A 23,397-nucleotide genomic window follows, 5' to 3' on the forward strand; every position below is an offset into this window, starting at 1 on the left:
GCAGGGCGGAGGTTGTGGGTACGGTGCCGGGGTGTTCCGCGCGCCGTGCCGGACACGCCCAGGGAGGGCCCGGTGAACCGTCCGCTGATCGGGATCAGCACCTATCTGGAGGCTTCGGCGCGCTGGGGCGTGTGGGACCTGCCCGCCACGCTGCTGCCCGCCGGGTACGCCCGGTCGGTGCGCGAGTCGGGCGGTCTGGCCGCGCTGCTGCCGCCGGACTCGCCGGACCTCGCGGCGGAGGCGGTGGCACGGCTCGACGCGGTGGTGGTGGCGGGCGGGCCGGATGTGGAGCCCGCGCGGTACGGGGCCGGGCGCGACCCGCGGACCGGGCCGCCGGCGCCGGAGCGTGACGCCTGGGAGGCGGCGCTGATCGGGGCGGCGCTGGAGTCCGGCACGCCGTTGCTGGGGATCTGCCGGGGGATGCAGTTGCTGAACGTGCTGTGCGGCGGCACCCTGACGCAGCATCTGGACGGGCACGCGGGCCCGGACGGGGCGACGGGCGTGTTCGGCTCGCACACGGTGACGCCGGTCCCGGGCACCCGGTACGCGTCGCTGGTGCCCGCCGCGTGCGCCGTCCCGGCCTACCACCACCAGGCCGTCGACCGGATCGGCACGGGCCTGGTGGCGTCGGCGCACGCGGCGGACGGCACGGTGGAGGCCGTCGAACTTCCGGGGCCCCGCTGGGTCCTGGGCGTGCAGTGGCATCCGGAGGCGGGCGACGACCTCCGCGTGATGCGGGGGCTGGTGGCCGCCGCCTCGGGGCCGGCGGCCGCCGTGCCGGGGCTACCGGGCCCGCTCGCCGAGCCGGTGGCGTAGCCAGTCCAGGGCGGCGGCGCCCTGGGCCGCCTGGAACGCCCGGAGCGTCGGCAGGCCCGGCGGGGCGGGGCGCAGCGCGTGCTCCGCGAAGTATCCGGCTACGGCGGCGAGTACGGCGGTGACGGCATCGGGGTCCGCGTCCCGGCCGAGCGGGTGGGCGGTGAACAGGGTCTCCGGGTCGGGGCCGCCCGGAGAGGAGGCGTACCCCTGGGCCGCCACGCACGGGAGCATCGCCAGCAGGTCGAACCAGGGGGCGGCGCGCACCGCGTGCGGCCAGTCCACGAAGACGACCCGGTCATCGGTGAGCAGGATGTTGTCGGCGCGCAGGTCGCCGTGGGCGAGGGTGTCACCGGCGGCGGCCTGCGCCCAGCCGGACTCCAGTTCCGCCAGTGTGCCGAGCCGGCCGGCCGCCCAGGGGTCGAGGCGGGTGGAGCCCCCGGCGGCGTGCAAAGTCCGCCATCCGGTGAACATCGTGGACTTGCGCCCGGCGACGGGGGGCGCGTCGGCCGGGGCCGGGGTGAGGAGGCGGGCGAGGCCGCCGAGGGCCGCCAGGACGCGGTCCAGTTCGGCCGGTTCCCAGGGGACGTGGGGCTGGCGGCCCTCGATGTCCTCCAGCACGAGGGCGACGCAGGTGCCGTCGTCGTACGAGCCGAGCAGCCTGGGCGCCGGGGCGTGGGGCGGCAGGGCGGCCGTGTGGCGGATCTCGGCGCGGTGCATGTCCGGGCTGTCCGGGTTCACCTCGGCGCTCACGGCCTTGACGAAGGCCCGGCCGCCGTCGGCCAGCCGGACGCGGGCGGCGACCCCGGGCGAGAAGCCGCCGTTCTGGGTGCGGGCCTCGACGACCGGGGCGCCGAGGACGTCCTCGATGCCGCCGCGGACGGCGGCGGGCAGTTCGGACCAGTGGTGGCGGACGCCCTGGGCGGGCGGTGCGGTGGCGGTCATCGGCCCATCCTTCCCGCCGGTCCGCCCGGCGGGCCACCGGTTTGGGGCCGGACCGGCCCCAAACCGGTCCGGCCCTGTGCACCGGACGGGTTCCGGGTCAGACCAGGAGACCGACGCCGGTCGCCGGCATCACCGCCGACGTCGCGGCGTGGACGCCGTAGGCGGTCGCCTTCGGCCCGCCGCTGCGCAGCACGACCAGCGCGTCCCCGGCGGGTATCCCGGCGAACACCAGCAGGTACCAGCCCAGTACCGACGAGGTCGCGGCAGCCATCAGGACGAAGACGAAAGCCCCGGGCACGATCTCCCGCAGACCCTTCACGCGCAGCCAGGGCCGGAACCCGGGGTCGTCGACCGGTGCGTCGGGGATGCCGAAACCGGCGGCGCCCTGCGGCCTGATGAGGGCGCTCGCGCCCATGAGGACGAGGCCCGCGCCGAGAAGACCGGCGACAACGGTGGCGATGGTGGCGAGCATCAACTGCCCTTCCGTCAAGGGAATCGTTGGTGACCAAGCGGTTGTCGTGCGTGCGTGTCGTGCTGTCAGGGGACGAGGACGATCCGGCCGCGGACGCCGCCCTGCGCCATCGCCCGGTAGGCGTCGGCCGCCTCGTCGAGCGGCACGACGGCGTGGATGCGGGCTGGAAGCTCCCCCGCCGCCACCCGCGCCAGCAGACCGGCGAGCAGCGGCCCGTCGGGATGGGCGATGATGACCTCGCCGGTGATGCCGCGCTCCTCGGGGAGCCTCGCAGCGGGCTGCACGCCGACGAAACGGCCTCCGTCGCGCACCGCCCGGAGGGCGGGCTCCTGCAGGGCTGCGGCGTCGGCCACGGCGTCCCACCCCTGGCCGAGGCCGGTGGCGAAGTCGACGCCCAGGCCCCGGACGAACGGCTCGTCGGCCGCTCGCGCCAGCCCGGTCACCTGCCAGCCACGGTCCTGGGCGAGCACGGCGACGTACGCGCCCAGCGCACCGGCCGCGCCGGTCACCAGCAGGCGCCGGGACCTCGTCGGCGCCTCGCCGAGGAGGTCGACGGCCTGGGCCGCGGTGGTGGCGTTGAGTGGCACCGTGGCCGCCGCCACCAAGTCGACTGCGTCCTGAACGACGGCGACGTACGCGGCGGGGACGAGAAGGTGCTCGGCGTGGGAGCCGTGGTCGCGGTCGAAACCGTCGAGGAACCCGGCGACACGGCTGCCGACCGGCAGCTCGACGCCCGGCCCGGCGGCCTCAACGGTGCCGGCGAAGTCCCAGCCGAGACCGGTCCAGTGGGGCTGATGGACCATGCCGAGCCGGTGGAAGACGCCCGCGGTCACGGCCAGGTCGACCGGGTTGACCGCTGCTGCGGCGATCTTGACGCGGATCTCCGCCGGCCCCGGCTCGGCCACCGGCGCGTCAACGGTCTCGATGGACCCGGGCCCGGACGGAACGCGGACCACGGCTCGTCGAGAGGTTACCTGATTCATCGTCAACTACTCCTTTGTGAAGGTCTCTTGTGAGGTCTTGCCATCCCTGTGCTGCGGCACCAGCATGGAAGAACCTGGTCTCCAGGGGGAAGTAGGCACCTTGAAGTAAGTAAGTCACCGAGCTGAGGAGATGACTGACCGATGGCAACCATCACCGCGTCCGAGCGGCGGGCCGTGGCCAAGCGGGAGTACGACGCGTTCCTCGCGGTCTGTCCCAGCCGCCGGCTCCTGGAGCGGATCTCCGACAAGTGGGTCGCCCTCGTGCTCGCCGCGCTGGGCGGGGACGGCCCGCTCCCCGGGGAGACCACCGTCGAGGGACCGCGGCCCCTGCGCTTCTCCGAGCTGTCACGCCGGATCTCGGGCGTGAGCCAGAAGATGCTGACGCAGACACTGCGCGCACTCGAACGCGACGGGATGGTGACCAGGACCGTGACCCCCACCGTGCCCGTCACCGTCAGTTACGAGCTGACCGACCTCGGCCGCTCGCTCCAGGGAGTCATGCGGGGAATCAAGGAGTGGGCGGAAAGCCACATGGAGGAGGTCCTCACCCATCGCGACGACTACGACCACAGGCAGCGCGGCACCGCCGACTGATACGAGGGCCACCGCGACGACCGCGCGCGGGCAGAGCCGTCATCAGCGAGAGCAGATCCGTGTCCCTCGGCCCGCACCGGACGGTCCGGGGTCCGGGCCGGGCGCACCCAACGGCCCAGGGGTGCGCCCTTGGGCCCGGACGCGCCCTCAGGCCGTGTCCCCGGGCGGGCCCGACCTCGTCAGGGAGAGCAGGTCGCGGGCCGGGCCCGTGGGGCGGTGGCCGGAGGGCCAGACCGCGCGCAGCTGGCGCCGCAGCCGGGCCCCGGCGATGGGGACCTTGACCAGGCGGCGGGCCGACAGCTCCTCGCCGAGCGCCAGCTCGCTCAGGACGCAGGGGCCCGCGCCGCTCTCCGCCGCGCCCTTGACGGCGGTGGTCGAGGAGAGCTCCAGGAGCGGCTGGGCCAGCGGGCCGTGCACGGCGAGCGCGGCGTCCAGGACCTGGCGGGTTCCGGAGCCGTGCTCGCGCAGGATCAGCGGGGTCGCGGCCAGTTCGCGCGGGGTCAGGGGGGTGCGGCGGCGGGCCCAGGCGTGTGAGGGGGCGACCACGACGACCAGGCGGTCGTGGGCGATGACGGTGCCGTCGAGCCCTTCCGGGACGGACAGACCCTCGACGAAGCCGAGGTCCGCGTCCCCGGTCAGCAGCCGCTCGGCGACCACCGCGGAGTTCCCGGCGAGCAGTGAGACGGCGGTGCCGGGCCGTTCGGCGCGCAGGGCGATCAGCCAGCCCGGCAGCAGGTATTCGGCGATGGTCATGGAGGCGGCGACCCGCAGCCGGGAGTCGCGGCGGTCGCGCAGCGCCTGGGCGCCCGCGTCGAACGCCTCGGCGGCCTCCACGACCCGGCGCGCCCAGTCGGTGACCAGGGCGCCCGCGTCGGTGAGCCGGGAGCCGCGGGGCGAACGGTCGAGGAGGGTGAGGCCGAGCTGCCGCTCCATCGAGCGGATGCGGCTGCTGGCCGCGGGCTGGGTGATGCCCACGTCACGGGCGGCCCGGCCGAGGCTGCCGTGCCGGGCGACGGCGAGCAGCAGCTCCAGCGCGCCGAGATCGGGCACCCGGTGGGACAGGAGGGCGGGCAAGTCGCTGGACATAAGTCCACCTTATGGCCTCATAGAGCGGTGCTCCCTGGTGGGGCGCCGCCCCGGCCCCGAGAATCGTGGCATGGCCACCTTTCCGCAGACCCGAACGTATTCCCCGTACTCCGCCACCGTCCGGCGGCCCGCGCTGCGGTATTTCGGCCCCAACTGGTACGCGACCGTCATGGGCACCGCGATCGTGGCGAGCGCGGGCGTCGCGCTGCCCGTGCACGTCCCCGGGCTGCGGGGCGCCTGCACGGCGGTGTGGCTGCTCTCGGCACTGCTGCTCGCCGCCGTGCTGACGGCCCGCGCCGGGCACTGGGCGGCCCACCGCGACCAGGCCCGCGCCCACCTCCTGGACCCGGCCGTCGCCCCGTTCTACGGCTGCCTCTCGATGGCGCTGCTGGCCGTCGGCGGCTCCGGGATGGTCGTGGGCAAGGACGTCATCGGGCACTCGGCGGCGCTCGCGCTGGACGTGGTGCTGTACACGGCGGGCACGCTGACCGGGCTGGCCGCCGCGGTGGCGATCCCGTATCTGATGATCGTGCGCCACCGCCCGGAGCCGGGCACCGCGTCCCCGGTGTGGCTGCTGCCGGTGGTCGCCCCGATGGTGTCGGCCGCGCTCGGCCCGCTGCTGGTGCCGGAGCTGCCCGAGGGACAGGGTCGGGAGGCGCTGCTGCTCGGCTGCTACGCGATGTTCGGGCTGAGCCTGCTGGCGACGCTGGTGATGCTGCCGCTGGTCTTCGGCCGGCTGGTGCACCGGGGTCCGCTGCCGCTCGCGCTGACCCCGACCCTGTTCCTGGTGCTCGGTCCGCTGGGTCAGTCGACGACCGCGGTCAACGCGCTGGCCGACGTGGCGCCGGGCGCGGTCCCGGGGCAGTACGCCTCCGCGCTGGGCGCGTTCGCCGTGCTGTACGGGGTGCCGGTGATGGGGTTCGCCCTGCTGTGGCTGGCCCTGGCCGTCGCCCTGGTGGTGCGGGCGGTGCGGGGCGGGATGACGTTCTCGATGACGTGGTGGGGCTTCACGTTCCCCGTGGGCACCTGTGTGACGGGCGCCGCCGGTCTGGCCCGGCACACCGGTCTGACCGCGTTCACCTGGCTGGCCGTCGCGCTGTACGTGCTGCTGGTGTCGGCCTGGGCGGTGGCCGGGGTGCGCACGGTGCGCGGGCTGGTCAGCGGGGCGCTGCTCGCGGCGCCGCAGGCGCCCGCGCCGGTGGCGGCCGGTACCGCCTGAGAGGGCTGCCGGCCACCGGCCCCCGGGCGGTCAGCGCCGGGGGTCGGACGTGGCGTCGATGTGTTCGGCCACCGCGACGCACAGCAGTCGGGTGCCGGGGAGGGTGGCCCGCCAGCGGTGGCGCACCCCGCCGGACAGGAACAGGGTGTCGCCCTGGACCAGCCGGTAGGCCTGGCCCTCCGCCTCCACCTCGGCGGCGCCCTCCGCGACGTACATCACCTCGTCGTTGCGGTGCTGGAACTCCCGCCCGAGGTCGAGTTCCCCGGTGAACTCCAGGGCACTGAGCTGGTGGCGTCCGCGCACCACCCGGTGCACCCCGTCCTCCGGCACGCCGCGCACGACGTCGACCGCGCGGGCGGAGTCCGCGGCGGCGCGCAGCCGTGCGGGGGTGGTCTCCAGCGCTTCGGCGACCCGGTCCAGGGACCGGGCGCTGGGTCTGGCGCGTTCGTTCTCGATCTGACTGAGGAACGGTACGGACAGACCGCTGCGCGAGGCGACCGCGGCCAGGGTGAGTCCCAGGGATCTGCGCTGTCGGCGGACGGCGGCGCCCACCCGGAGTGTTTCCTTCTCGTCCATGTCCGGCTCCCTCCCGACTGGCCATCCTTCCGGTTACGGGCGCCTTGCGCACACCGTTACGCCAGGACGGCCCGGAAAGTGACGTCATCGGAACACATGAAGGGGTGGGCCCCGCCGCCGGCGGGGCCCACCCCTTCATGTGCTGCGGCCCTGGTGGGGCCGGTCCCGGCTACTGCTGGGGAGCCATCTTGTCCGCGATGCCCGGGTTCTTCTCCATCCAGGCCTTCACGGCTTCCTCCTCGTGTCCCGTGCCGTGCTTCTGGATCTGGTTCTCCAGGCCCGCGAGCTGGTCCTCGCTCAGCTTGAAGTCCTTGAACCACTTCGTCAGCTGCGGGTAGTTCTCCGGGAACTGCTTGGAGGCGATGGTGTGCAGCCGGTCGCCCTCCCCGAAGGCCTTCTTCGGGTCCTGGAGCTTGGTCATCCCGTACTCGCTGTACGCCCAGTGCGGGGTCCACAGCAGGACGGCGATGGGCTCCTTCTTGGCGTACGCGCGCTTCAGCTCGGCGAGCATTCCGGGCGTCGAGGAGTCGAGGACCTTGTACTCCTCGTCCAGGCCGTAGGCCGGGAGCACGTTCTTCTTGAGGTTCTCCATGGTGGCGGTGCCGGGTTCGATGCCGACGATCCGGCCCTTGAACTTCGAGCTCTTGCCCTTGAGGTCGGCCAGGGACTTCACGTCCTTGACGTAGTCGGGCACCGCGACCTCGATCGAGGTCGGGCCGTACCAGGAGCCGATGTCCGTCAGCTTGGAGCCGTACTTGTCCCAGTAGTTCTTCTGGGTGAACGGAAGCCAGCCGTCGAACTGCACGTCGATCTGGCCGCGCGACATCGCGGTGTACATCGGGCCGACCTCGAACTGCTTGAGGTTGATCTTGTAGCCGCGGTCCTCCAGGACGGCCTTCCACAGGTACGTGGCGGCGATGTCCTCCTCCCAGGGGAACCAGGCCATCTCGACCGTGCGGTCGCGCTCGTCCTTGCCGTCGGCGCCCTTGGCGGGGGCGGACTTCTTGACCGGGGTCCACGTGTCGGCGGCGTCCGGGTTGGCCTTCAGCCAGGTGCGGACGGCCTCCTGCTCCTTGCCGGAGCCGCTCTTCTGGATCTGTGCCTCAAGGCTGGTGAGCTGGTCCTCGCTCATCTTGAAGTCCTTGAGCCACGTGCCGACCTCGGGGTTGTCGGCGGTGAAGCCCTTGCGGGTCAGCGTGTGGATGCCGTCGCCCTTGCCCCAGAGGTCCTTGGGGTCCTTGAGCTTGGTCAGCTCGTACTGGTTGTACGCCCAGTGCGGCGACCACAGCGGAACGACGATCGGTTCCTTCTTGGCGTACGCGCGCTTCAGCTCGGCCAGCATGGACGGAGTGGAGCCGTCCACGACCTTGTACTCCTTGTCCAGGCCGTAGCCGGGCAGGATCTTGTCCTTGAGCAGGCCCGTCTCACCGGCGCTCGGCTCGATGCCGACGATCCGGCCCTTGAACTGCGAGCTCTTGCCCTTGAGGTCGGCCAGGGACTTCACGTCCTTGACGTAACTGGGGACGGCCAGCTCCAGCGAGGTGGGGCCGTACCAGGAGCCCATGTCCTCCAGGCGGTCCTTGTACTTCTTCCAGTACGAGGCGTGGGTGACCGGCAGCCAGGAGTCGGTCTCGAAGTCGATCTGGCCGCCCGCCATACCGGTGTACAGCGCGCCGGCCTCGTACTGCTTGACGTCGACGTCGAAGCCGCGACGCTCCAGCAGCTCCTTCCACAGGAAGGTGGAGGCGATGCCCTCGTCCCACGGGATGTAGCCCATGCTGATCTTCTTGCCGGCCCCGATGTTCTCCGGGTCCGACGCGGTCGTGGCGTCCTTGTCCGAGGAGCCGAACAGGCTCATGCTGCCGGCCACGAGTGCGAGGACGACGATGCCGGCCACGGCGACGACGGGCTGCGGGCGGTAGTTCCACACCTTGAGCCCGCCGGACATCGACTGCGCCTTGGCGAGCGCGCGGCGGGCGAGCGGGGAGACCTCGCGACCCAGGGCGCCGGTCATCCGGTCCAGGTACATGGCGAGGATGACGATGGAGACACCGGCCTCGAAGCCGAGGCCGACGTCGACGTTGCCGATGGCGCGGTAGACGGAGCCGCCGAGGCCGCCGCCGCCGACCATGCCGGCGATGACCACCATGGACAGGCCCAGCATGATGACCTGGTTGATGCCCGCCATGATCGTGGGCAGGGCCAGCGGCAGCTGCACCCGCAGCAGGGTGTTGCGGGAGGTGGTGCCGAAGGCCTCGGCCGCCTCGACGAGCTCGCCGTCGACCTGGCGGATGCCGAGCTCGGTCATCCGGACGCCCGGGGGCAGCGCGAAGATGATGGTGGCGATGATGCCGGGGACGACACCGACGCCGAAGAAGATCACGCCGGGGATCAGGTAGACCATGGCGGGCATGGTCTGCATGAAGTCGAGGACCGGCCGGGTCACCGCGCTGACCGTCTTGGAGCGGGACGCCCAGATGCCGAGCGGCACCGCCAGCACCAGCGTCACGATCGTCGCGACGAGCACCAGGGTGAGGGTGTCCATCGCTTCGTCCCACAACTCGACGGAGTCGATGAGGGCGAAGCCGACGAACGCGAGGAGACCGGCGAGCAGGCCGCGCAGCCACCAGGCGATGACGGCGACGATGCCCGCGAAGAGCAGGGGCGCGGGGCCGGACAGGACGGCGGCGATGCCGTCGAACATGCCGCTCACGACGGAGCTGATGGCGTCGAAGAGCCAGGCCAGGTGGGTCTGGAGCCAGTCGACGGCGGAGTCGACCCAGTCGCCGAGGTGGAGCCTAAACACCGGCCACCTTCTTCAGCGAGGTCGCGGCGTCCTGGGGCGCCTCTGCGGGGGGCATCGGCTCGCCGAGCACGGCGAGCAGCCGCTCCCGGGGCACGACGCCGACGAGTTCGCCCCCGTCGTCGGTCACGGCGACCGCGACCCGGCTCCGCGAGCAGGGCGTGAACAGCTCGATGATCGGCGTGGACTCGGTGACGGTGGCCGGGGTGGCCCGCAGCACGTCAGCGGGGGTCCGCAGCTCCTTGCCCTGGTCGCAGAGGGTGCCCATGACGGTGTCCGTCTCGGCCATGATGGCGCCCGCGGTCAGCACCCGGGAGCGGTCCACGTCCTGGGTGAAGGAGGCGACGTAGTCGTTGGCCGGGGTGACGAGGATGTCCTCGGCGGTGCCGAGCTGGACTATCTCGCCGTCGCGCATCACGGCGATGCGGTCGCCGAGGCGCATGGCCTCGTTGAGGTCGTGGGTGATGAAGACGATGGTCTTCTTCAGCCGCTTCTGCAGCTCCAGGAGCTGGTCCTGCATGTCGCGGCGGATCAGCGGGTCGAGCGCGCTGAAGGACTCGTCCATCAGGAGCAGGTCGGCGTCGGTGGCGAGCGCGCGGGCGAGGCCCACGCGCTGCTGCATGCCGCCGGAGAGCTCGTCGGGCCAGGACTTTTCCCAGCCGGCCAGGCCGGTCAGCTCCAGGGCCTCGGTGGCGCGGCGGTGGCGCTCGGCGCGCGGGACGCCCTGCACCTCCAGGCCGTACGCGGCGTTCTCCAGGACGCTCCGGTGGGGGAAGAGCGCGAAGTGCTGGAACACCATGCTGATCTTGGTGGAACGGACGTGGCGGAGCTGGGCGGGGCTCAGGGCGGTCAGGTCCTGGCCGTCGAAGAGCACCTGGCCGGAGGTGGGCTCCAGCAGGCCGTTGAGCATCCGCAGCAACGTGGACTTGCCCGAGCCGGACAGACCCATCACGACGAAGATCTGGCCCGGTTCGACGGTGAACGATGCGTCGATCACCGCTGCGGTCGTTCCGTCGGCGCGCAGCGCGTCGCGGTCGGTACCGCTGAGCAGCTTCTGCACGGCTTGATCGGGTCGTCTGCCGAACACTTTGTACAAGTGCTCGGCTTGCAGCCTGGACACATACACCTCACGCGTTGAACCGAAAACGGCCTGCCACCCCCTCCGGCAGACCGTGGAGCGGCACGGATTCTGTCCGTAGGACACGTGCGGTAGTTGAAAATGCGACGTGGTCCGCTCCGATGCCGCGCCTGCCCGGGCTTACTCGGAGCAAACACAAGAGTGACCCAGATCACACAGACGGCCCTGAAGTGCGGGAACCCCGTCCGCGGCGGCCGTTGTCGGTGCCGTGCGGCATCATCGGCGTGTGACGCGACGCCTGATGCTCCTCGACACCGCCTCCCTCTACTTCCGCGCCTACTTCGGTGTGCCCGATTCCGTGCGCGCGCCGGACGGCACCCCGGTCAACGCCGTGCGCGGGCTCCTGGACTTCATCGGCCGGCTCGTGCAGGACCACCGGCCGGACGACCTCGTCGCCTGCTGGGACGCGGACTGGCGGCCGCAGTGGCGGGTCGACCTGATCCCCTCGTACAAGGCGCACCGCGTGGCGGTGGAGACCGGGGCCGGGGTGCCCGACGAGGAGGAGACGCCCGACACGCTGGCGCCACAGGTGCCGGTCATCGCGGACGTCCTGGACGCCCTCGGCATCGCCCGGGTCGGGGTCGCGGGTTACGAGGCGGACGACGTGATCGGCACGCTGGCGGGCCGGGCGGCCGGGCCGGTCGACATCGTCACCGGCGACCGGGACCTCTACCAGCTGGTGGACGACGCCCGGCGGGTGCGGGTCCTCTACCCGGTCAAGGGGGTCGGCACGCTCCAGATGACGGACGAGGCGTGGCTGCGCGAGAAGTACGGCGTCGACGGTCCGGGCTACGTGGACCTGGCGCTGCTGCGCGGCGATCCGAGCGACGGGCTGCCCGGCGTGCCCGGCATCGGCGAGAAGACGGCGGCGAAGCTGCTGGACGCCTTCGGTGACCTGGCCGGGATCATGGCCGCCGTGGACGACCCGGCCGCCAAGCTGACGCCCTCGCAGCGCAGGCGGCTGGACGAGGCCCGCGCCTATGTGGCCGTCGCACCGAAGGTGGTGCGGGTCGCCGGAGACGTACCGCTGCCGGACTTCGACCCCGCACTGCCCGCCGGGCCGCGCGACCCGGCCGCGCTCGACGCCCTCGCGGCCCGGTGGGGGCTGGGCGGGGCGCTCCAGCGGCTCCTCGCCGTACTGCACCCCTGAGGTGTTAGGTTAGGTAACCCTAAGATCGATGTCCGCATCGGTCGACGGCCCCATTTCCGGCAACAGGGAGTAAACCTCGTGGCAGAACGACCGGAGCGGCGGGCACCCAGGGCTCAGGGGGCGCAGGTCCTGCGCACCGAGCAGATCACCCCGCACATGGTCCGGGTGGTGCTCGGCGGCGACGGTCTCGCCGACTTCACCCTCTCGGGTTTCACCGATCACTACGTCAAGCTGTGCTTCGCCCCCGAGGGCGCGGACTACGCACACCCCTTCGACATGGCCCGCATCCGCGAGGAGTACCCCCGCGAGCTGTGGCCCACCACCCGTACGTACACGGTGCGCTCCTGGGACGCCGCCGCCCGCGAGCTGGCGATCGACTTCGTGGTGCACGGCGACGAGGGCCTCGCCGGCCCCTGGGCGGCGCACGCCCAGGCGGGTGACCAGGTGACGTTCCTGGGCCCCGGCGGCGGTTACGCCCCCGACGCCTCGGCGGACTGGCACCTGCTGGCGGGCGACGAGAGCGCGCTGCCGGCGGTCGCCGCCGCGCTGGAGCAGATGCCGGAGGGTGCGGTGGTCCGCGCGTTCGTGGAGGTGGAGGACGCGGCGGAGGAGCAGAAGATCGCCACGCCGGACGGCGTCGAGGTCACCTGGCTGCACCGCGCCGGCCGCCCGGTCGGCGAAGCGCTCACCGCGGCGGTCAGGGAGCTGGTGTTCCCGGCCGGTGACGTGCAGGCCTTCGTCCACGGCGAGGCGGGCTTCGTCAAGGAGATCCGCCGCCACCTGCGCCTGGAGCGCGAGGTCCCGGCGTCGCAGCTGTCGATCTCCGGTTACTGGCGGCTCGGCCAGAACGACGACGCCTGGCGCTCCGTCAAGCGTGAGTGGAACGAGCAGGTGGAGCGCGAGCAGGAGGGCGCCGCGTAGCGTCCCGCGCACGACAATCCCACCGCTGTGCCCGGTCCCCGGACCGGGGCACAGCCATGCCGCCTCAGGCCCCGGCCCCGTCCGCCCACGCGGTCGGCGTCCGGGACGGCGCGACCCTCGCCTGCGCCGCCCTGATCGCGGCGGTCCCGCCGCCGGCGCGTACGCGGCGCTGCGCCCGCCCCGGGCACGCGGAACCCGGTCCGGGAGCGGACTCCCGGACCGGGTGGAACGGTGCCACCGGGCCGGTGAGCAGCCGTCAGACGGACTTCTGGTACGAGCGGAACGTGCGGGTCGACAGCGCCACGGCGGCCAGGGCGAGCAGCAGCAGCGCCCCGCCCCGGGTGAGGACCAGCGTCCGGTCCGGGTCCGAGGTCAGCGCGGAACGGCCGGCCACCATCGCCCAGTTGACCGGGTTGAAGTCGGCGATGTGCCGCATCCACCCGGGCATCTGACCGGGCGCCATGAAGGAGGTCGACAGGAAGGTCAGCGGCAGCAGCAGGAAGGTGTTGATGCCGATGATCGACTCCCGCCGGCGCACCATCATGCCCAGGGCGTTGGAGAGCGCCCCGAAGACGGTGCCGAGCAGCAGCGCGGCGACGACCAGGACCAGCAGTCCGGCCGCGCCGCCCGGGTACGTGGCACCCGCCGCCCGGCCGAGCAGCAGGATGATCACCGACTGGAAGGCCGTGCCGATGCCGTTCTGGACGACGTTGGCGTTCATCAGGGCGTTGCGGCTGACGGGCGTGGTCAGGAAGCGGTTGAGCGTGCCGCGCTCGATCTCCTCCAGGGTGCCCATGCCGGCCCACACGCTCGATCCGAGCGCGCTCATCACGACGATTCCGGGGATCAGGTAGTCCAGGTAGGAGGTGGTGCCGAAGCCGCCGAGTTCGACCACCTTCTTGAAGAGGTTGCCGAACAGGAACAGCCAGATCACCGGCTGGACCAGCGCGATCACCAGGAAGACGGGCTGCCGGAGGATCGACATCAGCTGGCGCTGGGTCATGTACCAGGTATGGGCGAGTGCCTGACCGCTCATCGGTCGCCTCCCGCGACAACTCGCTCGGGGGTGTCCTGCGGGTCCGCGGCCTCGGCCTCCTGGAAGCGGCGCCCGGCGTAGCGCAGATAGACGTCGTCCAGGGAGGGGCGGGCGACGGTGGCCGCCGCGACGGCGGCCCCGGCCCGCTCCAGCGCGGCCAGCAGCGCCGGGACGGCGGCGGCGCCGTCCTCGGCCCGGACGCTGACGCGGCGCCCGTCGGCCAGCACCTCGTACACCCCGGGCAGTCCGGTGAGCGCGGCGGTGACGGCCTCCCGCCCGGCCTCGGCGCGCAGTTCCACATGGACGGCGTCGCCCCGCAGCTCGCCCTTGAGCTCGTCCGGGGTGCCCTCGACGACGACCCGGCCGCGGTCGACGATCGCGATGCGTTCGGCGAGGCGGTCGGCCTCCTCCAGGTAGTGCGTGGTGAGGACGATGGTCAGGCCCTCCTCGCCGGCCAGCCGGGAGATCTCCTCCCACATCGCCGTGCGGGACTCCGGGTCGAGGCCGGTGGTCGGCTCGTCCAGGAAGAGCACGTCGGGGCGGTGGACCAGCCCGAGGGCCACGTCCAGTCGGCGCTGCATTCCGCCGGAGTAGCCCTTGACCTGGCGTTTCCCGGCGTCGGCGAGGGCGAAGCGCTCCAGCAGCTCGTCGGCGCGGCGCTGGACGGCGGCGCCGCGCATCCCGTACAGCCGGCCCTGGAGCAGCAGGTTCTCGCGGCCGGTGGCGACGGGGTCGGCGCCGGACTTCTGGGCGACCACCCCGATCGCGCGGCGCACCCGGTCGGGGTGGCGAAGGGCGTCGTGCCCGGCGACGGACGCGGTCCCGGAGTCGGGGCGGGCGAGGGTGGTGAGGATCTTGACGGTGGTGGACTTGCCGGCTCCGTTGGGCCCGAGGAGGCCGAAGACGGTGCCGGAGGCGACGGTGAGGTCCATGCCGCGCAGCGCGGTGACGTCACCTGGATAGGTTTTGACGAGTTGTCGCGCCTCGACAGCGGGCGCACGGGTGCTCATGACGGAGCTCTCCTGTGGTCGGCCGGGCGTCCGGGGCTCCGGATGCCGGGTGAGGACCGGTCCGCGTGAGGAGTGCCGGGGCTATCCTGGGTGTGCCGCACCTCGATGGCCCGGGCCGCCTCCACGGCCGTCCGGTCTGGGACCTTTCGTCTGGATCGGGGCGGATCGCGGAGCCCGCGAGCCCGGCCTGATCCAGATGAAAGGCCCCGGGGTTCGAGACCCCGGCGGGCGCTGCTGCAACAGCTCCCGCCGGGGTCTTTGCTTACGCGCGCCCGGGGTCGCGGGCGGCTTCCTGCGCGTCGAGGTCCCGCCAGTCCCGCGGGACCTCGCCGGTCTCGTGGAACGACTGCCACTCCTCGATGCCACTGATGGTGGCGTCGCTGAGTTCCTTGCGGAAACCCTTGATCCACGCGAGCTGCGCCTCCAGCATGTGGAGCTGGTACTCCGTCTCCACGACGAAGACGCGGGGCAGCGCGTCACCGAGCTGGCTGAGCACTCCGCGCAGCGCGGCGGCCCGCACGGTCTGCGCATGCTCACGGTCGCCGAGAAGTGTCTCCACCTCCTGCGGCGGCAGTACGGGCAGCAGGGCGAGGGCCGTGTCGAAGGCCGGATACTCCTCGGCCGGCACGGCGATCAGGTCGGACAGCCAGTCCAGCATCTCGGCGCGCCCGGCCTCGGTGATGCCGTACAGCGTGCGTTCCGGGCGGTTGCCCTCGCGCTGTACGCCCGCGACCTCGACGTAACCGTGCTTCTCCAGGTTCTGGACCACGGTGTAGAGCGAGCCGAAGTTGATCTTGACGCTGTGCTGCTTGCCCCGCCTGCGGAGGGTCTGGGCGATCTCGTACGGATGCATGGACCGCTCAGCGAGCAGCACCATCACCGTGAGCGCCAGCGGATTGCTGAGCTTGCGCCGCTTGGTCATCGCCGCCACCCCGCCCCTCTTCGAATTCCTCGCTGCCGAATACTCGTGGCCGAACATATCTCGATTTCCGAGAACGCGTCAACCACGATGTATCGCGACTACGGGGAGTCGTCCGGCCACGGAGGCGTGAAAAGATCTCGGCCCCCGGCCAATCCGCACGGGCGCCGGCTCCGAATCACCCCCGGAGAGCGATGACCACCGAAGGGAACCTCGCGTGAAGGAAGCCGTGTACATCAGCGGAACGGCCTCGGCGGGGCCCGATCTGCAGGAGCTGATGGGCAGGGTCGCCCTGGGCGACCAGGCCGCCTTCACCCAGGTCTACGACGCGGTGAGCGGCCCGGTGCTCGGGCTCGTCCGCAGCGTCCTGCGCGATCCGGCCCAGTCCGAGGAGGTCGCCCAGGAGGTCCTGGTCGAGGTGTGGCGTACGGCTTCACGCTTCCGGGCCGCGCGGGGCAGCGCCATGAACTGGGTGCTGACCCTGGCCCACCACCGCGCCGTCGACCGCGTCCGCTCGGCGCAGGCGTCGGCCGCCCGCGAGCACAAGGCCGCCCTGCTCGACCGCACACCCGCCTTCGACCACGTCGCCGAACAGGTCGAGAGCCGGCTGGAGCGCGAGCAGGTGCGCCGCTGCATGCGGACCCTCTCCGAACTGCAACGGGAGTCCGTCACCCTGGCGTACTACCGCGGGCTGACCTACCGCGAGGTGGCCGAACTCCTCTCCGTGCCGCTCGGCACGATCAAGACTCGGCTGCGCGACGGACTGATCCGGATGCGCGACTGCCTCGGGGTGAGCGCATGAGCGACGCCGGACTGCACACACTGACGGGTGCCTACGCCCTGCACGCGCTGCCGGACGCGGAACGCCGTGACTTCGAACGGCACCTCGGCGCCTGCGAGGCCTGCTCCGTCGAGGTGCGCGAGCTCTCCGAGACCGCGACCCGGCTCGGGCTCGCCGTCGCCGCCCCGGCCCCCCGGGAGCTGCGCGAGCGGGTGCTGCGGGAGATCACGACCGTACGACAGGAGCCGCCGGCCGTGGGCCGCCGTGACCGCTCGCGCCCGAGGCGGGGCCCAGCGGCCGGATGGCCCAGGTTCGCACTGGCGGCGAGCCTGGCCGCGGCGGCGGGCTTCGGCGGTGTCGCGGTCTGGCAGCACCAAGAGGCGCGGGACGCCCGCCAGGAGGCGGACGCCGCCCGGCAGCAGGGCGCCCAGGTGGCCCAGGTCCTCGCCGCCCCCGACGCCCGGTCCTCGGCCGGCACGCTGAAGAACGGCGCGAAGGGCACGGTGGTGGTCTCCCGGAGCCAGGACCGCGCCGTGTTCATGGCCTCCGGGCTGGCGAAGGCGCCCAGCGGCAAGGTGTACCAGCTGTGGTTCGCCGACGGCGGCACGATGCGCCCGGCGGGCCTGCTGCAAGCCTCGGGCGCGTCGCCGACGACGTACGCGGCCGTGCTCGACGGCCAGGTCGACGGGGCCACCGGCCTGGGCATCACCGTCGAGCCGGCGGGCGGCTCGACGCAGCCGACCTCCGCCCCGCTGGCCCTGATGGACCTGCCGTCGGCATGAACGGATGACCAGAGGGGGGCGGGACCGCGTGGTGCGGTCCCGCCAGGGCCTGGGCGTCCCGGCGTAGTGGGTGCCGAAGCCGTCCGCGCGCCGGCACCCACAGACGGTCAGAAGGCCGAAGCCTCATCCGATCGGGTGGCAGACCAATCCGCCGGGCCCACGGCTCCGAATCCCGGTCGTGAGTGAAGATCAGAACGATCCGGAGACCGGGGCCCCCGCGCCCCGGCGACCCGGCTGGGCACGTGCGGCCGGCGCCGCGCTCAGCGGTGTGATCGCCGGGTTCTGCGCCCTGGCCGTTGCCGAACTGGTGGCTGCGGTCGTACGCCCCGAAGCGGGACCGGTCGCGGCGGTGGGCGGTGCGGTGATCGACCGCACTCCCCCGGCGCTCAAGGACTTCGCCGTACGGAACTTCGGGACGAACGACAAGCTGGTCCTGGAACTCGGCATCCTGGTCCTCCTGGCGCTGTTCGCCGTGGCGGTCGGACTGCTGGCGCTGCGGCACCGGCTGCCGGGCGCCGCGGCCGTGCTGGTCTTCGGGGCGGTCGGGGCGGCGGCGGCGATCGGACGGCCGGAGGGCCGGGTGTCCGACGCCCTGCCGTCGGTGGTCGGTGCCGTGGTCGCCGCAGGGGTGCTGTATCTCCTGGCCGGGCGGCTGTCCCCGGCCGCCGCCCCCTCACCCGGCGGGCCCGCGGCCGGTGCCTTCGACCGGCGCGGGTTCGTCGTCGCGGCGAGCGCCGCGGCGGCCGCCTCGGCCGGGGCCGGCCTGCTGGGGCGACGGCTCACCTCAGCCGTGCAGGCCGGGGCCGCCGCCTCCCGCCGCGACCTGGTGCTTCCCGCACCCGACTCGCCGGCACCGGCCGTACCGGCGGGCGCGGACCTGAAGATCCGGGGCCTGGGACCGTTCGTCACGCCCAACAAGGATTTCTACCGCGTCGACACGGCCCTCGTCGTACCGCGCGTCGACGCCGACGCGTGGCGGCTGAGGATTCACGGCACGGGCGTGGCCGAACCGGTGACGCTGAGCTTCCGGGACCTGCTGCGCCGGGAGATCGTCGAGCGCGACATCACCCTGACCTGTGTATCGAACGAGGTGGGCGGGCCGTACGTCGGCAACGCCCGGTGGATCGGCGTGCGGCTGGCCGATCTGCTGCGGGAGGCCGGGGTGAAGCCGCCGTCCGAGGGCGGGCGTGCGGACCAGATCGTGGCGCGTTCGGTGGACGGGATGACGATCGGCACCCCGGTCGAGGACGTGATGGACGGCCGCGACGCGCTGCTCGCCCTCGGCATGAACGGCGAGCCGCTGCCCTTCGAGCACGGCTTCCCGGTCCGGATGGTCGTCCCCGGCCTGTACGGATACGTCTCGGCCTGCAAGTGGATCAAGGACATCGAGCTGACCACGTTCGACGCCTACGACGCCTACTGGGTCAAGCGGTCGTGGTCCCCGCGGGCCCCCATCAAGACCCAGTCCCGTATCGACACCCCCCGCCCCTTCGCCTCCCCGAAGGCCGGCACGGTCCCGGTCGCCGGGGTCGCCTGGGCCCAGCACCGCGGCATCACGCGGGTCGAGGTCCGGGTGGACGGCGGCCCCTGGCATCCCGCACGGCTGGCGGCGCAGACCAGCCGGGACACCTGGCGCCAGTGGGTGTGGGAGTGGCCGGCCACTCCCGGCAGCCACACCTTGGAGGTCCGCGCGACGGACCAAACCGGCGCCCTCCAGACCGGCCGGCGCATCGGCACCGTACCCAACGGTGCGACGGGCCGGCACACGGTGGTGGTCGACGTGACCTGACCGCCCCACCGCCTCACACCACTCGCGTGCACCACCCTCCCGGGGCCGCGCACACCCCCCATCAACTACCCAACGCAGTCAATCAGTTACGCATCCGAACCAGGAGAACACCATGAAGGTCATCCACGCCCGCCGCGCCGCCGTCGCCCTGTCCGCCGCGGTGATCCTGCCGCTGGCCCTGACGGCCTGCTCCACCGATTCCAAGGACAGCGCGTCCGGCTCCACCGCTTCGCCGGCGAAGGCCCCGGCCCCCGCCTCGCCCTCCGCCGACGACTCCACGGGCATGGACGAGCCCTTCGGCCCGGCCTGCGCGTCGGTCCCGAAGAACGGCGCGGGCTCCTTCTCCGGCATGGCGAAGGACCCGGTCGCCACCGCGGCCTCCCACAACCCGGCGCTCTCCACCCTGGTCACCGCGGTCAAGAAGGCCGGCCTGGTCGACACCCTGAACAACGCGCAGAACATCACCGTGTTCGCCCCGACCAACGACGCCTTCGCCAAGATCCCGAAGGCCGACCTCGACGAGCTGCTCGCCGACAAGGCGGCGCTCACCAAGGTCCTCACCTACCACGTGGTGGGCCGGGAGCTGACGCCGAAGCAGCTGGAGAAGGGCTCCTTCGACACCCTGGAGAAGGAGCAGCTGATGACGGCCGGCTCGGGCATGGCCTACACCGTGAACGACTCCTCGAAGGTCGTTTGCGGCAACGTCCAGACCGCCAACGCGACGGTCTACATCGTCGACACGGTCCTGATGCCGCCCGCCGCCTAGCGGTTCTCCTCGCGGTGGGCGCCACGCCCACCGCGAGGCCGTTGGGGCACAGTGCGGACCCTGCGGAGATCCAGTCGCCGCAAAACTACACATAAGCCACATATAAGAGCAGACTGGTGTGTGCGGGCCATTTCCCGCACACAGCGGTGACCGGGTCCGCACGATCCGAAGGGGAACGAACTCATGTCAAACGTCTCGCACGCCGGCCACGACATGGCCGGACACCCCGATGCACCGGAAATGAGCGACCGCTACGCGCGCGTGATGGGCGGCCGCGACGTGGCGCTCGTGGACGCACCGGTCTTCCTGGTCGGCCTGTACTGCGCCGTCTCCCCGTGGGTGCTGCACTTCACGACCTCGCAGTCCTCCCTGGTGACGAACAACCTGATCATGGGGATCGCGATCGCCGTGCTCGGTCTCGGGTTCACCGCGATGCCGCAGCGGATGTACGGCCTGAGCTGGGCCATCGTCGCCATGGGTGCCTGGACGATCGTCGCGCCCTGGGTGGTGGGCAGCAGTCCGGACAGGGGAGTCGTCCTGAACAACGTCATCATCGGCGGACTGACCGCCCTGCTGGGAATGGTGTGCGCGGGCGCGTCGATGAAGATGAGCCGCGGCGGCCGACGGGGTTAGCGTCCCGCAGCCCACTCCCGGGGAACGGAGCCCCCGCACCACCGCCGACCGGACCGCGTGTCCGGCCGGCGGCCGTGCGCCGAGGCCGACGCGCCGGAACCGACGCCACGCCTCAGCCCTCAGTCCTCAGCCCAGGGAGCTGTACGCGACCACGCCCCGCAGCACCTCGTCCACCGCCTTGCGCGCACTGCGCGCCACCGAGCTGTTCTCCCGGGGCGCGGCGGCCGCGACCTGGCCCAGCACGTCGATGACCTGCTTGCACCACCGTACGAAGTCGCCCGCCGGCATCTCCGCCTCCCGCAGGACCTCGTCCAGCGACCGGCCCGACGCCCACATGTACACCGCCCAGGCGAAGCCGAGATCGGGCTCGCGCTGGCCGACCCCCTCCGCCTGGTTGATCTTGAAGTCCTCCTCCAGGGCGTCGAGCCGCCCCCAGATCCGGACCATCTCGCCCATCGCGGTCTTCGCGGGACCGGACGGCAGCTTCGGCGCCACCGCGTCGTCGGCCTGCCGCGCCTCGTACACCAGGGCGGAGACGCAGGCCGCGAGTTCGGCCGGGTTCAGCCCCTCCCAGACGCCGGCGCGCAGGCACTCGCTCGCCAGCAGGTCCAGCTCGCCGTACAGCCGGGCGAGGCGCCGTCCGTGCTCGGTGACCTCGCTGCCGCGCAGGTAGTCCAGCTCGGTGAGCAGGGCCACGATCCGGTCGAAGGTGCGGGCGATCGTGTTGGTCCGCCCCTCGATCCGGCGCTCCAGCTGCCGGGTGTCCCGCTGGAGCCGGTAGTAGCGCTCGGCCCATCGGGCGTGGTCCTCGCGCTCGTCGCACCCGTGGCAGGGGTGGGCGCGCAGCTCGGTCCGCAGGCGCGCGATCTCGTGGTCGTCGGCGGCGGGGGCGCGCCCCCGGCGGTGCCGGTCCGGGACGATGTGGCCGGCCTTGGTGCGCAGCGCGGACGCCAGGTCGCGGCGCGACTGCGGCGAGCGCGGGTTGAACGACTTCGGGACGCGCATCCGCTCCACGGCCTCGACCGGGACCGGGAAGTCGATCGAGGCGAGCCGCTTGACCTGCCGCTCGGCCGTCAGCACCAGCGGCCGGGGGCCGTCGTGGTACTCCATGCCGCGGTGGCCGTGCCCGTTGGTCCGCCCGGCCGGAAGCCCGGGGTCCAAGACGAGCGCGAGCCCGGCGAACTTGCCGGTCGGCACATGGATGACATCGCCGGGCTTCAGCTTCTCCAGGGAGGCCGCGGCGGCGGCCCGCCGCTGCGTGGCACCCTGCTTGGCGAGCTCCGTCTCCCGGTCCTTGAGGTCGCGGCGCAGCCGCGCGTACTCCTCGAAGTCACCGAGGTGGCAGGTCATGCCCTCGCGGTAGCCCTCCAGGCCCTCCTCGTTCTTCTGGACCTGCCGGGAGATCCCGACGACCGACCGGTCCGCCTGGAACTGCGCGAACGACGTCTCAAGCAGTTCGCGCGAACGGTGCCGCCCGAACTGGTGCACCAGATTGACCGCCATGTTGTACGACGGGCGGAAGCTGGAGCGCAGCGGGTACGTGCGCGTACCGGCGAGTCCGGCCAGGGCGCCCGGGTCCATGCCGCGCTGCCAGAGCACCACGGCGTGGCCCTCGACGTCGATCCCGCGCCGCCCGGCCCGGCCGGTCAGCTGGGTGTACTCACCGGGGGTGATGTCGGCGTGCTGCTCGCCGTTCCACTTGACGAGCTTCTCCAGGACCACCGAGCGGGCGGGCATGTTGATGCCGAGCGCCAGCGTCTCGGTGGCGAAGACCGCCTTGACCAGGCCGCGGACGAACAGCTCCTCCACGACCTCCTTGAACCTCGGGAGCATCCCGGCGTGGTGCGCGGCGATGCCCCGTTCCAGACCTTCGAGCCACTCGTAGTAGCCGAGGACGTGCAGGTCCTCCGGGGGGATGGACGCCGTCCGCTCCTCCACGATCTCCCGCACCAGCCGGCGCTTGTCCTCGTCGTTGAGCCGGAGCCCGGCGTGCAGGCACTGCTGTACGGCGGCCTCGCAGGCGGCCCGGCTGAAGATGAACGTGATGGCGGGCAGCAGGCCCTCGGCGTCCAGCCGGTCGATGACCTCGGGGCGCGAGGGCGTCCAGATCCGGCTGCGCTGGCGGCGCTCGCGCTCACGATCGGCCTCGCGCACCATCTTGCCGCGCCGCCGTTCGCGCGGGTTGTACCCGCGCTGGTTCTCCATGCGGGCGAGCCGCACGAGGTCGGGGTTGACCTCGCGGCGGGTGACGCCCCGGCCGCCGTGGTCGCTCTCCTCCTCGAAGAGGTCGTACATCCGGCGGCCGGCCAGCACGTGCTGCCAGAGCGGCACGGGCCGGTGCTCGGAGACGATCACCTCGGTGTCGCCGCGCACGGTGTCCAGCCAGTCGCCGAACTCCTCGGCGTTGGACACGGTCGCCGACAGGGAGACCAGGGTGACGGATTCGGGGAGGTGGATGATCACTTCCTCCCACACCGCGCCCCGGAAGCGGTCGGAGAGGTAGTGCACCTCGTCCATCACCACGTGTCCGAGGCCGTTGAGCGCCTGGGAGCCCGCGTAGAGCATGTTCCGCAGGACCTCGGTGGTCATCACGACCACCGGCGCGTCGGCGTTGACGCTGTTGTCACCGGTCAGCAGGCCGACCTTCTCGGCGCCGTAGCGCTTGACCAGGTCGGCGAACTTCTGGTTCGACAGGGCCTTGATCGGGGTGGTGTAGAAGCACTTGCGGCCCTGCTCCAGGGCGAGGTGCACGGCGAATTCGCCGACGATCGTCTTGCCCGAGCCGGTCGGGGCCGCGACGAGCACGCCCTTGCCTGCCTCCAGCGCCTTGCACGCCTCGATCTGGTACGGGTCGAGATCGAAGTCGTACATCTCGCGGAACGGCCCGAGCGCGGTCGCCTGCTCGGCGGCCCGGAGCCGGGAAGCCTGGTATCGCTCAGCTGGTGAGAGGTCCTCTGTCATCTTGTCCACGAGCCTACCCG

At 72.4% G+C, this 23,397-nt stretch carries 21 protein-coding genes; 10 read left to right on the forward strand and 11 right to left on the reverse strand.

Annotated elements, in window-relative coordinates; all coding sequences use genetic code 11:
• Positions 1 to 72: 72 nt before the first annotated feature.
• Positions 73 to 816, forward strand: a complete 744-nt coding sequence (locus E6P78_RS14685) for a gamma-glutamyl-gamma-aminobutyrate hydrolase family protein (RefSeq protein WP_136204020.1) — start codon at positions 73 to 75, stop codon at positions 814 to 816.
• Here E6P78_RS14685 and E6P78_RS14690 read toward each other — a convergent pair.
• The 3 genes from E6P78_RS14690 to E6P78_RS14700 form a co-directional block, all read right to left on the reverse strand.
• Positions 784 to 1,758, reverse strand: coding sequence for a phosphotransferase (locus E6P78_RS14690; RefSeq protein ID WP_136204021.1), 975 nt, complete (start codon positions 1,756 to 1,758; stop codon positions 784 to 786). The genes E6P78_RS14685 and E6P78_RS14690 overlap by 33 nt on opposite strands.
• A gap of 97 nt (positions 1,759 to 1,855) precedes the next feature.
• On the reverse strand, positions 1,856 to 2,230 hold the full coding sequence (locus E6P78_RS14695; protein ID WP_136204022.1) for a DUF4267 domain-containing protein: 375 nt from the start codon (positions 2,228 to 2,230) through the stop codon (positions 1,856 to 1,858).
• A 65-nt stretch (positions 2,231 to 2,295) separates the two neighbouring features.
• Positions 2,296 to 3,213, reverse strand: a complete 918-nt coding sequence (locus E6P78_RS14700) for an NADP-dependent oxidoreductase (RefSeq protein ID WP_136204023.1) — start codon at positions 3,211 to 3,213, stop codon at positions 2,296 to 2,298.
• A gap of 141 nt (positions 3,214 to 3,354) precedes the next feature.
• Here E6P78_RS14700 and E6P78_RS14705 point away from each other — a divergent pair, with 141 nt between their 5' ends.
• Positions 3,355 to 3,807 (forward strand): helix-turn-helix domain-containing protein, encoded by a 453-nt coding sequence (locus E6P78_RS14705; protein WP_136204024.1) that lies wholly within the window; start codon positions 3,355 to 3,357, stop codon positions 3,805 to 3,807.
• A gap of 147 nt (positions 3,808 to 3,954) precedes the next feature.
• Here E6P78_RS14705 and E6P78_RS14710 read toward each other — a convergent pair whose 3' ends face one another.
• Positions 3,955 to 4,893 carry a LysR family transcriptional regulator gene (locus E6P78_RS14710; protein ID WP_136204025.1) on the reverse strand — a complete coding sequence of 313 codons (939 nt, stop codon included), beginning with the start codon at positions 4,891 to 4,893 and terminating at the stop codon, positions 3,955 to 3,957.
• A 70-nt stretch (positions 4,894 to 4,963) separates the two neighbouring features.
• On the opposite strand from E6P78_RS14710, the gene E6P78_RS14715 reads away from it, so the two are divergent.
• A complete protein-coding gene (locus E6P78_RS14715) occupies positions 4,964 to 6,112 on the forward strand; it encodes a TDT family transporter (protein ID WP_136204026.1) in 1,149 nt (382 codons plus the stop codon).
• A 30-nt stretch (positions 6,113 to 6,142) separates the two neighbouring features.
• On the opposite strand, the gene E6P78_RS14720 is transcribed toward E6P78_RS14715, so the two are convergent.
• The 3 genes from E6P78_RS14720 to E6P78_RS14730 all read right to left on the reverse strand — a co-directional run bounded on the left by E6P78_RS14720 (position 6,143) and on the right by E6P78_RS14730 (position 10,551).
• A complete protein-coding gene (locus E6P78_RS14720; RefSeq protein WP_018556176.1) occupies positions 6,143 to 6,688 on the reverse strand; it encodes a helix-turn-helix transcriptional regulator in 546 nt (181 codons plus the stop codon).
• A gap of 169 nt (positions 6,689 to 6,857) precedes the next feature.
• On the reverse strand, positions 6,858 to 9,494 hold the full coding sequence (locus E6P78_RS14725) for an ABC transporter permease/substrate binding protein (RefSeq protein WP_136204027.1): 2,637 nt from the start codon (positions 9,492 to 9,494) through the stop codon (positions 6,858 to 6,860).
• A complete protein-coding gene (locus E6P78_RS14730) occupies positions 9,487 to 10,551 on the reverse strand; it encodes a betaine/proline/choline family ABC transporter ATP-binding protein (RefSeq protein WP_136204028.1) in 1,065 nt (354 codons plus the stop codon). The genes E6P78_RS14725 and E6P78_RS14730 overlap by 8 nt, the downstream gene beginning before the upstream one ends.
• 319 nt (positions 10,552 to 10,870) lie before the next feature.
• On the opposite strand from E6P78_RS14730, the gene E6P78_RS14735 reads away from it, so the two are divergent.
• Both E6P78_RS14735 and E6P78_RS14740 read left to right on the forward strand, forming a co-directional pair.
• On the forward strand, positions 10,871 to 11,779 hold the full coding sequence (locus E6P78_RS14735) for a 5'-3' exonuclease (RefSeq protein ID WP_136204136.1): 909 nt from the start codon (positions 10,871 to 10,873) through the stop codon (positions 11,777 to 11,779).
• A gap of 78 nt (positions 11,780 to 11,857) precedes the next feature.
• A complete protein-coding gene (locus tag E6P78_RS14740) occupies positions 11,858 to 12,700 on the forward strand; it encodes a siderophore-interacting protein (RefSeq protein WP_136204029.1) in 843 nt (280 codons plus the stop codon).
• 256 nt (positions 12,701 to 12,956) lie between these two features.
• Here the strand turns inward: E6P78_RS14740 and E6P78_RS14745 are convergent, their stop codons facing one another.
• The 3 genes from E6P78_RS14745 to E6P78_RS14755 all read right to left on the reverse strand — a co-directional run bounded on the left by E6P78_RS14745 (position 12,957) and on the right by E6P78_RS14755 (position 15,668).
• Positions 12,957 to 13,736, reverse strand: coding sequence for an ABC transporter permease (locus E6P78_RS14745; RefSeq protein WP_136204030.1), 780 nt, complete (start codon positions 13,734 to 13,736; stop codon positions 12,957 to 12,959).
• Positions 13,733 to 14,746: an ATP-binding cassette domain-containing protein gene (locus E6P78_RS14750; protein ID WP_136204031.1), complete on the reverse strand. Its 1,014-nt coding sequence runs from the start codon at positions 14,744 to 14,746 to the stop codon at positions 13,733 to 13,735. Before E6P78_RS14750 ends, E6P78_RS14745 begins: the two co-directional genes overlap by 4 nt.
• 262 nt (positions 14,747 to 15,008) lie before the next feature.
• The gene (locus E6P78_RS14755; protein ID WP_136204032.1) at positions 15,009 to 15,668 is read right to left on the reverse strand and encodes a PadR family transcriptional regulator; all 660 of its coding nucleotides are present in this window, start codon (positions 15,666 to 15,668) and stop codon (positions 15,009 to 15,011) included.
• Positions 15,669 to 15,882: 214 nt separating this feature from the next.
• On the opposite strand from E6P78_RS14755, the gene E6P78_RS14760 reads away from it, so the two are divergent.
• From E6P78_RS14760 to E6P78_RS14780, 5 genes are all read left to right on the forward strand, one after another.
• Positions 15,883 to 16,467, forward strand: a complete 585-nt coding sequence (locus tag E6P78_RS14760; protein ID WP_136204033.1) for a sigma-70 family RNA polymerase sigma factor — start codon at positions 15,883 to 15,885, stop codon at positions 16,465 to 16,467.
• Positions 16,464 to 17,228 (forward strand): anti-sigma factor, encoded by a 765-nt coding sequence (locus tag E6P78_RS14765; protein ID WP_136204034.1) that lies wholly within the window; start codon positions 16,464 to 16,466, stop codon positions 17,226 to 17,228. The genes E6P78_RS14760 and E6P78_RS14765 overlap by 4 nt, the downstream gene beginning before the upstream one ends.
• A gap of 268 nt (positions 17,229 to 17,496) precedes the next feature.
• Positions 17,497 to 19,017 (forward strand): sulfite oxidase, encoded by a 1,521-nt coding sequence (locus tag E6P78_RS14770; RefSeq protein WP_136204137.1) that lies wholly within the window; start codon positions 17,497 to 17,499, stop codon positions 19,015 to 19,017.
• A gap of 112 nt (positions 19,018 to 19,129) precedes the next feature.
• Positions 19,130 to 19,783, forward strand: coding sequence for a fasciclin domain-containing protein (locus E6P78_RS14775; RefSeq protein WP_136204035.1), 654 nt, complete (start codon positions 19,130 to 19,132; stop codon positions 19,781 to 19,783).
• A 183-nt stretch (positions 19,784 to 19,966) separates the two neighbouring features.
• Positions 19,967 to 20,416 (forward strand): SPW repeat protein, encoded by a 450-nt coding sequence (locus tag E6P78_RS14780; RefSeq protein WP_206307811.1) that lies wholly within the window; start codon positions 19,967 to 19,969, stop codon positions 20,414 to 20,416.
• Positions 20,417 to 20,542: 126 nt separating this feature from the next.
• Here E6P78_RS14780 and E6P78_RS14785 read toward each other — a convergent pair whose 3' ends face one another.
• Complete coding sequence (locus tag E6P78_RS14785; RefSeq protein WP_136204139.1) at positions 20,543 to 23,377, reverse strand: DEAD/DEAH box helicase; 2,835 nt, start codon at positions 23,375 to 23,377, stop codon at positions 20,543 to 20,545.
• Between the last annotated feature and the right edge of the window lie 20 nt (positions 23,378 to 23,397).

This window comes from Streptomyces sp. A0958, assembly GCF_004795035.1.
Taxonomy (GTDB): Bacteria; Actinomycetota; Actinomycetes; order Streptomycetales; family Streptomycetaceae; genus Streptomyces.

Excerpts from the sequence above, each read along its gene's own strand:
- E6P78_RS14705 (WP_136204024.1), top strand. The coding sequence starts at position 3,355 with ATGGCAACCATCACCGCGTCCGAGCGGCGGGCCGTGGCCAAGCGGGAG.
- E6P78_RS14690 (WP_136204021.1), bottom strand. The coding sequence starts at position 1,758 with ATGACCGCCACCGCACCGCCCGCCCAGGGCGTCCGCCACCACTGGTCC.
- E6P78_RS14735 (WP_136204136.1), top strand. The coding sequence starts at position 10,871 with ATGCTCCTCGACACCGCCTCCCTCTACTTCCGCGCCTACTTCGGTGTG.
- E6P78_RS14780 (WP_206307811.1), top strand. The coding sequence starts at position 19,967 with ATGTCAAACGTCTCGCACGCCGGCCACGACATGGCCGGACACCCCGAT.
- E6P78_RS14720 (WP_018556176.1), bottom strand. The coding sequence starts at position 6,688 with ATGGACGAGAAGGAAACACTCCGGGTGGGCGCCGCCGTCCGCCGACAG.
- E6P78_RS14695 (WP_136204022.1), bottom strand. The coding sequence starts at position 2,230 with ATGCTCGCCACCATCGCCACCGTTGTCGCCGGTCTTCTCGGCGCGGGC.
- E6P78_RS14700 (WP_136204023.1), bottom strand. The coding sequence starts at position 3,213 with ATGAATCAGGTAACCTCTCGACGAGCCGTGGTCCGCGTTCCGTCCGGG.
- E6P78_RS14765 (WP_136204034.1), top strand. The coding sequence starts at position 16,464 with ATGAGCGACGCCGGACTGCACACACTGACGGGTGCCTACGCCCTGCAC.
- E6P78_RS14710 (WP_136204025.1), bottom strand. The coding sequence starts at position 4,893 with ATGTCCAGCGACTTGCCCGCCCTCCTGTCCCACCGGGTGCCCGATCTC.
- E6P78_RS14750 (WP_136204031.1), bottom strand. The coding sequence starts at position 14,746 with ATGAGCACCCGTGCGCCCGCTGTCGAGGCGCGACAACTCGTCAAAACC.
- E6P78_RS14775 (WP_136204035.1), top strand. The coding sequence starts at position 19,130 with ATGAAGGTCATCCACGCCCGCCGCGCCGCCGTCGCCCTGTCCGCCGCG.
- E6P78_RS14715 (WP_136204026.1), top strand. The coding sequence starts at position 4,964 with ATGGCCACCTTTCCGCAGACCCGAACGTATTCCCCGTACTCCGCCACC.
- E6P78_RS14745 (WP_136204030.1), bottom strand. The coding sequence starts at position 13,736 with ATGAGCGGTCAGGCACTCGCCCATACCTGGTACATGACCCAGCGCCAG.
- E6P78_RS14755 (WP_136204032.1), bottom strand. The coding sequence starts at position 15,668 with ATGACCAAGCGGCGCAAGCTCAGCAATCCGCTGGCGCTCACGGTGATG.
- E6P78_RS14785 (WP_136204139.1), bottom strand. The coding sequence starts at position 23,377 with ATGACAGAGGACCTCTCACCAGCTGAGCGATACCAGGCTTCCCGGCTC.